General features: G+C 60.1%; 9 protein-coding genes and 1 pseudogene. 9 read left to right on the top strand and 1 reads right to left on the bottom strand.

What is annotated here, in order from left to right; all coding sequences use genetic code 11:
- The first annotated feature begins 19 nt into the window (after nucleotides 1-19).
- From yaaA to AB7M33_RS13400, 3 genes and pseudogenes are all read left to right on the top strand, one after another.
- Nucleotides 20-799, top strand: coding sequence for a peroxide stress protein YaaA (gene yaaA / locus AB7M33_RS13410; protein ID WP_099430386.1), 780 nt, complete (start codon nucleotides 20-22; stop codon nucleotides 797-799).
- 136 nt (nucleotides 800-935) lie between these two features.
- On the top strand, nucleotides 936-1,340 hold the full coding sequence (locus tag AB7M33_RS13405; protein WP_454242969.1) for an NUDIX hydrolase: 405 nt from the start codon (nucleotides 936-938) through the stop codon (nucleotides 1,338-1,340).
- 362 nt (nucleotides 1,341-1,702) lie between these two features.
- Nucleotides 1,703-1,987 (top strand): annotated as a pseudogene (locus tag AB7M33_RS13400) (YaaA family protein); the annotation flags it as partial.
- A gap of 122 nt (nucleotides 1,988-2,109) precedes the next feature.
- Here the strand turns inward: AB7M33_RS13400 and AB7M33_RS13395 are convergent.
- Nucleotides 2,110-2,928 carry an RHS repeat-associated core domain-containing protein gene (locus AB7M33_RS13395; RefSeq protein ID WP_454242968.1) on the bottom strand — a complete coding sequence of 273 codons (819 nt, stop codon included), beginning with the start codon at nucleotides 2,926-2,928 and terminating at the stop codon, nucleotides 2,110-2,112.
- A 1,179-nt stretch (nucleotides 2,929-4,107) separates the two neighbouring features.
- On the opposite strand from AB7M33_RS13395, the gene AB7M33_RS13390 reads away from it, so the two are divergent.
- The 6 genes from AB7M33_RS13390 to algG all read left to right on the top strand — a co-directional run bounded on the left by AB7M33_RS13390 (nucleotide 4,108) and on the right by algG (nucleotide 12,840).
- Nucleotides 4,108-5,424 carry a nucleotide sugar dehydrogenase gene (locus AB7M33_RS13390; RefSeq protein WP_027595311.1) on the top strand — a complete coding sequence of 439 codons (1,317 nt, stop codon included), beginning with the start codon at nucleotides 4,108-4,110 and terminating at the stop codon, nucleotides 5,422-5,424.
- Nucleotides 5,425-5,505: 81 nt separating this feature from the next.
- Nucleotides 5,506-6,987: a glycosyltransferase family 2 protein gene (locus AB7M33_RS13385; protein WP_172960386.1), complete on the top strand. Its 1,482-nt coding sequence runs from the start codon at nucleotides 5,506-5,508 to the stop codon at nucleotides 6,985-6,987.
- A 36-nt stretch (nucleotides 6,988-7,023) separates the two neighbouring features.
- Nucleotides 7,024-8,190 carry a PilZ domain-containing protein gene (locus tag AB7M33_RS13380; protein WP_454242967.1) on the top strand — a complete coding sequence of 389 codons (1,167 nt, stop codon included), beginning with the start codon at nucleotides 7,024-7,026 and terminating at the stop codon, nucleotides 8,188-8,190.
- A 33-nt stretch (nucleotides 8,191-8,223) separates the two neighbouring features.
- On the top strand, nucleotides 8,224-9,783 hold the full coding sequence (gene algK / locus AB7M33_RS13375; protein WP_225876735.1) for an alginate biosynthesis TPR repeat lipoprotein AlgK: 1,560 nt from the start codon (nucleotides 8,224-8,226) through the stop codon (nucleotides 9,781-9,783).
- Nucleotides 9,780-11,258 (top strand): alginate export family protein, encoded by a 1,479-nt coding sequence (locus AB7M33_RS13370; RefSeq protein ID WP_027595307.1) that lies wholly within the window; start codon nucleotides 9,780-9,782, stop codon nucleotides 11,256-11,258. The genes algK and AB7M33_RS13370 overlap by 4 nt, the downstream gene beginning before the upstream one ends.
- A gap of 22 nt (nucleotides 11,259-11,280) precedes the next feature.
- The gene (gene algG, locus AB7M33_RS13365) at nucleotides 11,281-12,840 is read left to right on the top strand and encodes a mannuronan 5-epimerase AlgG (RefSeq protein WP_027595306.1); all 1,560 of its coding nucleotides are present in this window, start codon (nucleotides 11,281-11,283) and stop codon (nucleotides 12,838-12,840) included.
- The last annotated feature ends 1 nt before the right edge of the window (nucleotide 12,841 follow it).

Here is a 12,841-nt window from a genome sequence, read left to right as displayed (position 1 = left end):
GATTCCAGGAGCCGACCCGATGCTGACGGTGATTTCCCCCGCCAAGACCCTCGACTACGACACCCCGCCGGTGACCGAGCGTTTCACCCTGCCCCAGTACCTGGACGACTCCCAGGCACTGATCGTGCAACTGCGCGAGCTGTCGCCCGCCCAGATCAGTGAACTGATGCACCTGTCCGACAAACTCGCCGGCCTCAACGCCGCCCGTTTCGGCAGCTGGACCCCAGACTTCACCCCGGCCAACGCCAAGCAAGCGTTGCTGGCGTTCAAAGGTGACGTGTACACCGGCCTCGATGCCGAGAGCCTTGGCGAAGACGACTTCAGCTACGCCCAGGACCACCTGCGCATGCTCTCTGGCCTGTACGGCCTGCTGCGCCCGCTCGACCTGATGCAGCCGTACCGCCTGGAAATGGGCACCAAGCTGGCCAATGCCCGCGGCAAGGACCTGTATGCCTTCTGGGGCACGCGCATCAGCGAATGGCTGAACCAGGCCCTGGCCGACCAAGGTGACGACGTGTTGTTGAACCTGGCCAGCAATGAGTACTTCAGCGCGGTAAAACGCAGCGCCTTGAAGGCCCGCGTGATCAACGTCGACTTCAAGGACTTCAAGAACGGCCAGTACAAGATCATCAGCTTCTACGCCAAGAAAGCCCGCGGGATGATGAGCCGCTTCGTGATCGAGCAGCGCATCAGCGACCCAGAGCAGTTGAAGCAGTTCGACGTGCAGGGGTACTACTACAGTGCCGAGCAGTCGAAGGCGGATCATCTGGTTTTCCTGCGCGACCACCCTGGCGAGTGAGTTATTCACGAAGACGGGAGCTGTTCGTAAGAGAACATGCTCCCTTCGTTACAACTTCAAACATTTTCTCATTTGACTATACAGCGGTTATTACTAACCTACTCGCAACCATTTCAAAAAAATTAGAGATCAATGTATGGCATTTGACGATACTTTTCGCCTGAGTTCCCACGCAGTAATACTTAACGAAAAAAATGAAGTACTCCTATTAAAAGCAACCTATGGGAATTTTGCATGGGGTCTCCCCGGCGGGGCCCTAGAGGTTGGAGAAACAATTCATGAAGCACTCATCAGAGAATGCTTTGAAGAACTCAATCAGCCAATCACCGATGCAGCCCTGACTGGCGTTTATTATCATAAACAGTACAACTCACAGGCCTTCATATTCCGCTGCACGCTAAATGACATCTCTAAAATAACATTAAGCAACGAACACTCAGAATACAAATTCGCTCCTGTATCATCTTTAAGCGAAATTCAAGGTATTCGAGTAAGTGACTGCCTGAACTTTTCCGGAATCGTTACCAGTAGAAAATTCTGACCATCACCTCTAATCATTCTCACCTGCAATAATTTTCACGCGGTAAACCCTCCCCACTCAGATCTCCCTTATATCTCACTCGATAGATATCGGGGATAAGCGTTTGCATTTTTGACGCTACTGCCTCTACGACCTAAATTTGCGGGCCTGCCACACACGCCGAAAGTTCTGCTGCTTGACGCACATGGCGTGCAAGGATCCTCTCGCTCTTGTACACGCTTTATCTTCCCGTCTCTAACAAATACGTAAACCTTCCGAAACTACGACTTCTCACATGCCTCCCTGCGAACACGCTAGAAACAAATACCGCGGAAGCAACAACCTATTGATAACACTTCGAAAATACAGCCCATAGGATACTCGTACTGCTGAACCTGGCCAGCAATGAGTACTTCAGCGCGGTAAAACGCAGCGCCTTGAAGGCCCGCGTGATCAACGTCGATTTCAAGGACTTCAAGAACGGCCAGTACAAGATCATCAGCTTCTACGCCAAGAAAGCCCGCGGGATGATGAGCCGCTTCGTGATCGAGCAGCGCATCAGCGACCCAGAGCAGTTGAAGCAGTTCGATGTGCAGGGGTACTACTACAGTGCCGAGCAGTCGAAGGCGGACCATCTGGTGTTTTTGCGGGATCAGCCGGACGTCTAGAGACACATTTGATGCAAGGAGCAGAACCCCTAGCTGCTCCTTTCGTCACAATCTCGGACATTTCTGTTAATACGCCCACTCTGTTCCATTACCACGAAACCTACGCACACTCACCCCAACCTCTAATAACTACGTACCGCTGTAGCTATTCGCTGAAGCTCTGCAGCACCGATATTCCAGCCTCTCTTATCTAGCAGCTTCTTATGCAGTGCTTCTTCAGTGTGATCCGCGTATCGGGCCTTCGCCTTTTTATACCTATAGTGTTTTTCTTGCTCTTGATAGTAGTCCAGCTCTCCCTGAGCCTTATCACGCTTATCTTCTGTTTTCGTTAACCTTTTATGGTTTTCCGTAGTCGACTCTTTGTCGAAACGCTTCAATCGCTTGTCATAAGTTTCATTTTCAACATCCAGCCTCCGCCTTACCATTTTCAGATGACTACGTATACTCGCCAGCTTCTTCCTGTAAAGCAAAAATGCGACCCAATCTCTCATGCGCCCGCTAGGGTCACTATAATTAACAGGGTCGCCTGTACAGTAACCATAGGCATTCAGCCCGCCTGCGCCAAAAGGGCTTATTCGGTCAGGCGAAAGAAATCGCATTAACCGTGAATCGTATTTCCGATAGCCCTGGCCTAACCAATAGCGATGGGTGCTCTGCTCCAGCTGCTCGCCATTGAACCCCAGGGCCAGGTGCGTTCTGGGCAGCGGGGCGTCCCCATATACTGAATAGGCACAATGTTCCCCGTCGCTTCTCTGCATGTGTTGAATTACAGACCCTGCCCTATCAACCGCCAGCAAACCTACGAGGCTACCGCTGGAGCGACGCTCTGCTAACGGCTGGTTCACGACGCGGAAAATTGTACAATCCTGTGCAGCCTTTTTTACACCAACCAACTTATTCCCTTGATAGAAATACCGTGCCGTACGTTTATCACGCTCCATCGTTAACTCCTTTCTTATAGTGCATACCCCCGAATTGCCTGCCAGTGTTTATAAGTTTTACCCGTGAAACTACTAACAGATCTGCTAGCTTGTAAGAGCCTTTAGCAAACGGCCTCAAGCATTTGGTGCTTTGGCGAGCAAGTATCGCCTTCGCGTAAAATTGGGGCAGAGGCAGCCAGTTGCCCGACATGACATCTGCGGCTTCAAGACCGAGCGCCGCTTCGCAGCACAAGGCTGCTCCTACAGTTGTTTCGGACCAATTAACCTTGTGGGAGGCGGTCGCGCGCCGCCTTCACAGGCGTGACTGGCCCGAAACAAACGTAGTAGCGAGCGTTGCTCGCGATGCGCCGCGCGGGCGGCGCTCGATCTCGAAACCCCAGAAAATCCCCCGCCATGCACCAACCCCCACACAATCCATCACGGCAAATAGCCACCAAACGCCCCCACACCGGCCCCGAATCAAACCGCCACCACGCCACAATCCCGACGCCAAAAAACCACCAGCCCACCCTTTATCGCCAAACGCCATAAGACCGTTCGTACCTTTTTTGACGTTTTTTGAAAAATATTTTTCGATACTGGCATTAAAACATCCCCCCTCAATCTCGCCCTTTATATACCGGGACGAAACGCCCCAGTGCTATCAGATTGAAACTATTTATCACTGAAGAATTATTTAGAAATCTTTCATCCGGGCAAAACCCAGCCAGGAACTTCTGTCATACCGGATCGCTCATAGTGCCGTAACGATTTTCCTGCCCCTGGGCTGTGAGAGATGACTTACAGATGACAACGGCAGGTATCCACTGCCTGCCACAGCAACTTCGACAGGTATAACGGGCACCCCCCAAGAGCCCTGTCCACGCAGGAGAGACGCGCCCTTACAAATCGTCCTAGTGGTTGATTTCAAAGGATTTATCCACTTGAAAAAACAAGCACAGCAGCGCGCCACGTAGCGCATTGCAATAAAGACGGCTGCACGCCAAGGCACGTTTTTTAATAATGGCTTTTTACTGCCAAGTTTGAGCGCATAACTTTTCGCGCTCCGGAATAATTTTGCCTGCGCTCGGCGAAGTGTGCATTCGCCATGGACCCGTGCGCCCGAAAACTGTTGTTAATCAACCTGGCCCGGCTCTTTCCGAAGGAGCCGGCGTGATAAACACACATGAGGTGATAGCGATGCGTATCAGCATCTTTGGTTTGGGTTATGTAGGGGCGGTCTGTGCAGGCTGCCTGACGGCGCGAGGCCATGAAGTGATTGGTGTGGACGTGTCCAGCACCAAGATCGACCTGATCAACCAGGGCAAGTCGCCCATCGTCGAACCTGGCCTGGAAGCACTGCTGCAACAGGGCATCGCCAATGGCCGCCTGCGCGGCACCACCGACTTCGCCGAGGCCATCCGCGCCAGCGATGTGTCGATGATCTGCGTCGGTACGCCCAGCAAGAAGAACGGCGACCTGGGCCTTGAGTACATCGAGTCGGTGTGCCGCGAAATCGGCTACGTGCTGCGTGACACCACCCGCCGCCACACCATCGTGGTCCGCAGCACCGTGCTGCCGGGCACCGTGAAGAACGTGGTGATCCCGATCCTCGAAGACTGCTCGGGCAAAAAGGCCGGGGTCGACTTCGGTGTTGCAGTCAACCCTGAGTTCCTGCGCGAAAGCACCGCGATCAAAGACTACGACCAGCCGCCGATGACGGTAATCGGTGAACTGGACAGCGCCAGCGGCGACGTGCTGCAAAGCCTGTACGAAGAACTCGACGCACCGATCATCCGCAAGCCGATCGAAGTGGCCGAGATGATCAAGTACACCTGCAACGTGTGGCACGCCACCAAGGTCACCTTCGCCAACGAGATCGGCAACATCGCCAAGGCAGTGGGTGTCGATGGTCGCGACGTGATGGACGTGGTCTGCCAGGACAAGGTACTGAACCTGTCGCAGTACTACATGCGCCCAGGCTTCGCCTTCGGCGGCTCGTGCCTGCCGAAGGACGTGCGCGCCCTCACCTACCGCGCCGCCAGCCTCGACGTGCGAGCGCCACTGCTCGATTCGCTGATGGCCAGCAACGAGTCGCAGGTGCAGAACGCCTTCGAGCTGATCGAAGCCCACGACAAGCGCAAGGTCGCCCTGCTCGGCCTGAGCTTCAAGGCCGGCACCGACGACCTGCGTGAAAGCCCGCTGGTGGAACTGGCCGAGCGCCTGATCGGCAAGGGCTACCAGCTGGGCATCTACGACGAGAACGTCCAGTACGCCCGTGTTCACGGCGCCAACAAGGACTACATCGAATCGAAGATCCCACACGTTTCCTCGCTGCTCAACGCCGACTTCCAGCAGGTCATCGACAACGCCGACATCATCGTCCTGGGCAACCGTGACGAGCAGTTCCGCGCCCTTGCCCAGCAAGCGCCGGAAGGCAAACAGGTGATCGACCTGGTGGGCTTCATGAGCAAAGCCACCTGCGGCACCAGCCGTACCGAAGGCATCTGCTGGTAACACCCTTGGCCGGGCAGCGCAGGTGCTCCTCAGGGAACACGCGCTGCCCTTCCTTCCCTGATTTCGCGACGGATGCTGAACATGCAAAGGCTCCAGACAGTGCTGTTGCAGTGCGCCGGGTGGCTGCTCTACATGAGCCTGCTCATGTTGATCGCCCTGGCCCTGCCGGCCGATATCTTCGACTCGCAGTCGAAGCACTTCATCTTCCTGGTCGGCGCAGTCGGCATCTGGCGCTACTCGATGGGCGCCACCCATTTCATCCGCGGCATGATCTTCCTGTACGCCGTTTACCCGTACCTGCGCCGCAAGGTGCAGAAGCTGGGCAAGGCTGCGGACCCGTCCCACGTGTACCTGATGGTCACCAGCTTTCGTATCGATGCGCTGACCACCGCGCAGGTGTACAGCTCGGTGATCCGCGAAGCCATCAACTGCGGCTTCCCCACCACCGTGGTCTGCTCGCTGGTGGAGATGTCGGACGAGCTGCTGGTGAAAAGCCTGTGGGCCAAATACAACCCGCCGGCACACGTCAAGCTGGACATCGTGCGCATCGCCGGCACCGGCAAGCGTGACGGCCTGGCCTATGGTTTTCGCGCCATCTCGCGGATGCTGCCAGACGAAAACGCCGTGGTGGCCGTGATCGACGGCGACACCGTGCTGGCCGATGGCGTGGTCTGCAAGACCGTGCCGTGGTTCAAGCTCTACCCCAATGTCGGTGGCCTGACCACCAACGAATTCTGCGAAGTGCGCGGCGGCTACATCATGAGCGAGTGGCACAAGCTGCGCTTCGCCCAGCGCCACATCAACATGTGTTCGATGGCCCTGTCCAAGCGCGTGCTGACCATGACCGGGCGCATGTCGATGTTCCGCGCCAGTGTGGTGACCAACCCCGAGTTCATCGCCGACGTCGAAAGCGACTCGCTGATGCACTGGCGCCTGGGCCGCTTCAAGTTCCTCACCGGTGACGACAAGTCCAGCTGGTTCAGCCTGATGCGCCTGGGCTACGACACCTTCTACGTGCCGGATGCCGCCATCAACACCGTCGAGCACCCGCCCGAAAAAAGCTTCCTCAAGGCCAGCCGCAAACTGATGTACCGCTGGTACGGCAACAACCTGCGGCAGAACTCCCGCGCGCTGGGCCTGGGCCTGCGGCGCCTGGGGCTGTTCACCAGCATCGTCCTGTTCGACCAGCGCGTGTCGATGTGGACCAGCCTGCTGGGCCTGACCGTGGCGGTGATCGCCAGCCTCAAGTTTGGCCTGGGTTTCCTACTGGTGTACCTGCTGTGGATCGGCATCACTCGCCTGATCCTGACCGTGATGCTGCTGTGCTCCGGGCACAAGGTCGGGCCGGCCTATCCGCTGATCCTTTATTACAACCAGATCGTCGGCGCGATGATGAAGATCTACGTGTTCTTCCGCCTCGACAAGCAGTCCTGGACCCGCCAGCCCACTGCCCTCAAACGTGACCTCGCCAGCTTTCAACAATGGTTCAACACCTGGTCCTCGCGGACCATGACCTTCTCGGCGGCCAGCATCTTCGTTGCTGTGCTGTTCATGGTCGTGTGAGCCCAACCGGATCGGATCTAACAGGAACAAACCACCATGAATACCGCCGTGAACGTCAACGTCGTGCATGAGTCCGAAGCCCAGCGCCAACACGCCCGGGTGCGCATTCCAGCCAAGCTGCGCTTTCTGGATAACCAGCGCCAAACCCACGAAGTGAAGGTCGATGACCTGTCCGCCGGTGGCCTGAGCTTCCACACCAAACAGCAACTGTCGGTGGGCGATGTGCTGCGCGGGCGGCTGCAGTTCGTGGTCGACAACCTGGGCCTGTCGATCGACATCGAGTTCCAGATGCGCTCTTTCAACCCCAGCAATGGCCGTACCGGCGCGCAGTTCCAGAACCTGGAGCCGCGCGACATCGCCACCCTGCGGCACATCATCACCAGCCACCTGTCGGGTGAGCTGATCAGCATCGGTGATGTGCTCAGCACGTTGCAGCGCGACAACTTCACCAAGGCGCGCAAGCAGAAGGATGGCGGTGCCGGCCTGACCGCCTTCGGCCGCCTCAAGGCGGTCAGCGTGACCCTCGGCGTGTTCGTGATCGGCGTGGCCGCCTTCGGTTTCGTTGCCAAGTCGCTGTACGGCATGTACTTCGTCAGCCACGCCGAAGCTGGCGTGGTCGCAGTGCCCACCACCAGCGTCACCATGCCCCGCGACGGCACCGTGAACAGCCTGGTCGAAAGCGGCGGCCAAGTGGTCAAGGGCGCGCCCCTGGCGAGTTTCAGCACCAGCATGCTGGACATGCTCAAAGGCCACCTGGACGACTCGCAACTGGAGCCGGCCAAGGTTGAGGAACTGTTCGGCAAGCAGCTTTCCGGCACCCTCACCAGCCCCTGCGATTGCGTGGTCGCCCGCCAGCTGGTGGATGACGGCCAGTATGCCGCCAAGGGCCAACCGATCTTCCAGCTGATCCCACGCACCACCAACCCGATGGTCGAAGCGCGCTTCAGCTACCGCCAGTTCGACGAGGTCACGCCCGGCACCCGAGTCAACTTCCAGGTGGCCGGCGAAGACGAAGTGCGCACCGGCCAGATCGTCAGCAGCGCCAGCCTCAACAGCGAAGACCTGGCCTCCGACATCCGTGTGCAGATCAAGCCTGACAGCGGCCTGCCAGCAGAACTTGCCGGGCGCCCTGCTTCGGTCAGCAGCGACCGCGGGCCGTCGTTCAACTGGCTGATCGACAAAGCCGTGGCCCGTGGGCTGTAAGAGGACAAGCCGATGACTGAGCCCGATCGCGTCATGCCTATTGCATTAATGTTGCCTGTTTTGCGAGCGCTGCGCGCTCGTTCGCGGCACAAGGCCGCTCCTACAGGGCCCGAGTCGCTCCCCCATCTGTCGCCTGGCGCAAAACCTGTAGGAGCGGCCTTGTGCCGCGAACGGGCGCGCAGCGCTCGCCCATTCACATGGGGCACGCTTGCCTTGGCCATCACGCTCGCCGGCTGTGCCGGCCTGCCTGACCAGCGCCTGGCCAACGAAGCCCTCAAGCGCGGCGACACCGCTTTGGCCGAGCGCAACTACAAGGCCCTGGCCGACCTCGGCTACAGCGATGCGCAAGTCGGCCTGGCCGACATCAAGGTCGCCACCCGCGACCCCGCGCAGATCAAGCAAGCCGAAGCCACCTACCGCGCCGCCGCCTCCACGTCGCCACGGGCCCAGGCTCGGCTCGGCCGCCTGCTGGTGGCCAAGCCCGACAGCACCCAGGCTGAACGTGAAGAGGCCGAAACGCTGCTCAAGCGCGCCGCCCAGCAAGGCGAAAGCAACACCTTGATCCCGCTGGCGATGCTCTACCTGCAATACCCGCAGAGCTTCCCCAACGTCAATGCGCAGCAACAGATCGACCAGTGGCGCGCCGCCGGCAACCCGGAGGCGGGCCTGGCCCAGGTGCTGCTGTATCGCACCCAGGGCACCTACGACCAGCACCTGGGCGAGGTCGAGAGCATCTGCAAAGCCGCGCTCAATACCACCGACATCTGCTACGTCGAACTGGCCACCGTGTACCAGAAGCGCGGCGAGCCCGACCAGCAAGCCGCCCTGCTCGGCCAGCTCAAGGCGGCCTATGCCCGCGGCGCCGTACCGGCCACCCGGGTCGACAGCGTCGCCCGTGTGCTGGCTGACCGCAGCCTCGGCCAGACCGACGAAAAAACCGCCAAGGACCTGCTCGAACAGGTGGCGCCGGCCAACCCGGCGTCGTGGGTCAGCCTTGCGCAACTGGTCTACGACTTCCCCGAGCTGGGCGACACCGACCAGCTACTGGCCTACATCGACAAAGGCCGCGCCGCCGAACAGCCACGCGCCGAACTGCTGCTGGGCCGCCTCTACTACGAAGGCAAGACGCTGCCCGCCGATGCGGCAAAAGCCGAACAGCACCTGCAGGCCGCCGCCGACGCTGGCGAGGTCAGCGCCCATTACTACCTGGGCCAGCTGTACCGCCGCGGTTACCTGGGCAACGTCGAGCCACAGAAGGCCGTCGACCACCTGCTCGCTGCCGCCCGTGGCGGCCAGAACAGCGCCGACTATGCCTTGGCCCAGCTGTTCAGCGAAGGCCATGGCATCCGCCCGCAACCTGGCAACGCCTGGGTGTTCGCGCAACTGTCGCAGGCCAACCCGACGCCACAGTCGGCCGAACTGCTGCAGCAACTCGATCAGCAACTCACGCCAGACCAGCGCAGCCAGGCGCAAACCCTGCTGACGCAGGAAAAACAGGCGCGCGGCAGCATGGCCCAAGGCGCCAACAGCACCCTGGCCCTCGAAGCCCTGCAAGACGACGAACAAGAAGTAGACGGTGAGGACTCGCTATGACGCTCAATCCCTTCGTGAAAGCCGGCATCGGCCTGAGCTTCGCCCTGCTGTGGTCCTGCCCGACCCTGGCCGACATGACCGCGCAGAAAAACGTCGGCCTGGACGTGAAAATCACCGGCCAGTCGGAAGACGATCGCGACCTCGGCACCCGGCCCGGCGGTGACGTCAACGGCCTCGGTCTCGACCTGCGCCCCTGGGTGTACGGCGAGCGCGGCAACTGGAGCGCCTACGCCATGGGCCAGGCCGTCGCGGCCACCGACACCATCGAAACCGACACCCTGCGCCAGAACGACGACGGCACCACCACCGACACCGGTGACGACAGCCGCAAGCCGGACAAAAGCTACCTGGCCATGCGCGAGTTCTGGGTCGGCTACAGCGGCCTCACCCAGTACCCTGGCGAGCAACTGCGCTTAGGCCGCCAGCGCCTGCGCAGCGACGACGGCATGTGGCGCGACACCAACATCGAAGCCCTCAACTGGACCTTCGACACCACCCTGCTCAAGGCCGACTTAGGCGTGGCTCAGCGCTTCAGCGAGTACCGCACCGACCTCACCGAACTGGCCCCGGAAGACAAAGACCGCACGCACCTCTATGGTAACGTCGCCACGCAATGGACCCCCGGCCACTGGGTCGGCCTGCGTGCCCACCACACCCATGACAGCGGCAGCCTGAAAAGCCCCGGCGAGACGATCGACGCGCTTGACAAGACCCGCACCGGCGACCTCACCTGGCTGGGCCTGGAAGCCAACAGTGACGCCTACAACTGGCGCAACGACCACACCGTCAACTACTGGGGCAGCCTGACCTGGCTGACCGGTGACCGCGACAAGCTCAGCAGCCAACAGGTGGGCGACGATCAAGTGGCCACCGGCAAGCAGAGCGGCGACGTCAACGCCTGGGCCACCGACCTCGGCATCCGCCTGCGCCTTGACCCCAACTGGCAAGTCGGTGCGGCCTACGCCCGTGGCAGCGGCGGCGGTGGCGATGACGGCTCGAACAACTTCGAGCAGACCGGCCTTGAGAGCAACCGCTCCAACTTCACCGGTACCCGCTCGCGCGTGCACCGCTTCGGCGAGGCCTTCCGTGGCGAGTTGGGCAACCTGCAGGCGGCCACCCTGTTTGCCTCGTGGCAACTGCGCGACGACTACGACGCCAGCCTGATCTACCACAAGTTCTGGCGCGTCGATGGCGAGCAGAACATTGGCTCCAGCGGCATCAACGCTGCGGTCAACGACAACGGCGTGAACCGCCCGCTGATCAATGGCGAAAAAGACCTCGGCCAGGAGATGGACGTGGTCGTCACCAAGTACTTCAAGCAGGGCCTGTTGCCCGCTTCGATGAGCCAGGCAATCGACGAACCGTCCGCGCTGGTGCGCCTGCGCGCCGGTGTGTTCAAGCCAGGTGACGCCTATGGCAAGGAAGCGGACTCGTACATGCACCGTGCCTTTGTCGACGTGATCTGGCGCTTCTGAGGCCGGTAGAGGATTTCTTGTCATGCCCCTTCACCCGCACCTACGTCACAGCCTCCTGGCCAGCGCCTTGCTGCTGGCCTCAGGCCTTGCCGTCGCCGCAGAACCCACGGTGATCGCCAAGGAACTGCAGCAGGCCAAGACCTACACCGTGTCCAGCGCGCCCACCGAGCCGCTGCACATGGACCCACCGAAACTGCCCGACCTCAGCGGCTTCACTGCCGAGGCCGTGCAGAACAAGATCGACCGCCGCCACAAAGGCAAAGTCAGCGTGCGCCGCATGCTGCAGGAAGAGTCGCTGAAGGAGTTCATCGGTGGCGACAACAAGGCCGCCGAATGGGTGCAACGCCAGCACGGCATCCCCCAGGCGATCTTCGTCGATGACGGCCATGTCGACTTGGTCGAGCTGAGCAAAAAGGTACCCAAGCAGTACCTCAGCGAAGTCGAGCCGGGGGTGTACCTGGCGCGCCTGCCAATCGTGGTCGGGCAGAAGGGCATCCTCGAAATCAACGGCAAGGTCAAGCAACTGCGCCTGTCCCAGGAGGGCGGCGCGTTTCTGGTCAACGACGGCAAGCTGTTCGTCAGCGACACCCAGGTCACCGGCTGGCGCGAGAAGGACAACGGCCCGGCGACCTTCCGCTCGCCCAAGGAATTCCGCCCGTTCCTGCTGTCGTGGGGCGGCACCGAGACCTACATCGTCAACACCAAGATGGCCAGCTTCGGCTACGCCAAGTCCAAGTCGTACGGTGTGAGCATCTCGCAGTACACGCCGAACATGGCCAAGCGCATGGGCCGCCCGGAGCCGACCGGCTGGATCATCGGCTCGGAGTTCAGCGACATGTGGTACGGCTTCTACTGCTACGAGACGCAGGACTTCGTGGTCAAGGACAACACTTACCGCGACAACATCGTCTACGGCATCGACCCGCACGACCGCTCGCACCGCCTGATCATCGCCGGCAACACGGTGTACGGCACCAAGAAAAAGCACGGGATCATCGTCTCGCGTGAAGTCAACGACAGCTGGATCATCAACAACAAGAGCTACGACAACAAGCTCTCGGGCGTGGTGATCGACCGTAACAGCGTCAACAACCTGATCGCCTACAACGAGATCTACCGCAACCACACCGACGGCATCACCTTGTATGAAAGCGGCGACAACCTGATCTGGGGCAACAAGCTGATCAACAACCGCCGCCACGGCATCCGCGTGCGCAACAGCGTGAACATCCGCCTGTACGAAAACGTCGCCATGGCCAATGGCCTGGTGGGTGTCTACGGGCACATCAAGGACTTGTCCGACACCGACCGCGACATCGCCCTCGACCCGTTCGACACCAAAGTCTCGCTGATCGTGGTGGGCGGTGAGCTGGCGGCCAACGGCTCCGGGCCGCTGTCGATCGACTCGCCGCTGTCGGTCGAGTTGTACAAGGTGTCGATGCTCGCGCCGCGCAAGGCCAACGGCATCAGCCTCAACGGCATCCTCGGCGAGCGCCAGGACGAAATCCTCGACCTGCTGGTGCGCCAGCAAAAGGCTGTGCTGATCGACCCGGTCGAACGCCAGACCGAAATGATCGATTAAG

It is taken from the genome of Pseudomonas sp. Y3 TE3536, assembly GCF_053629175.1.
The sequence above is the reverse complement of the archived record's forward strand: the minus strand, read 5'-3'. Positions and strand labels throughout refer to the sequence as shown.

What these genes read in the sequence shown, in the direction of transcription:
- algG (WP_027595306.1), top strand. Translation starts at nt 11,281, where the DNA reads ATGCCCCTTCACCCGCACCTACGTCACAGCCTCCTGGCCAGCGCCTTG.
- AB7M33_RS13370 (WP_027595307.1), top strand. Translation starts at nt 9,780, where the DNA reads ATGACGCTCAATCCCTTCGTGAAAGCCGGCATCGGCCTGAGCTTCGCC.
- yaaA (WP_099430386.1), top strand. Translation starts at nt 20, where the DNA reads ATGCTGACGGTGATTTCCCCCGCCAAGACCCTCGACTACGACACCCCG.
- AB7M33_RS13405 (WP_454242969.1), top strand. Translation starts at nt 936, where the DNA reads ATGGCATTTGACGATACTTTTCGCCTGAGTTCCCACGCAGTAATACTT.
- AB7M33_RS13395 (WP_454242968.1), bottom strand. Translation starts at nt 2,928, where the DNA reads ATGGAGCGTGATAAACGTACGGCACGGTATTTCTATCAAGGGAATAAG.
- AB7M33_RS13390 (WP_027595311.1), top strand. Translation starts at nt 4,108, where the DNA reads ATGCGTATCAGCATCTTTGGTTTGGGTTATGTAGGGGCGGTCTGTGCA.
- algK (WP_225876735.1), top strand. Translation starts at nt 8,224, where the DNA reads ATGCCTATTGCATTAATGTTGCCTGTTTTGCGAGCGCTGCGCGCTCGT.
- AB7M33_RS13380 (WP_454242967.1), top strand. Translation starts at nt 7,024, where the DNA reads ATGAATACCGCCGTGAACGTCAACGTCGTGCATGAGTCCGAAGCCCAG.
- AB7M33_RS13385 (WP_172960386.1), top strand. Translation starts at nt 5,506, where the DNA reads ATGCAAAGGCTCCAGACAGTGCTGTTGCAGTGCGCCGGGTGGCTGCTC.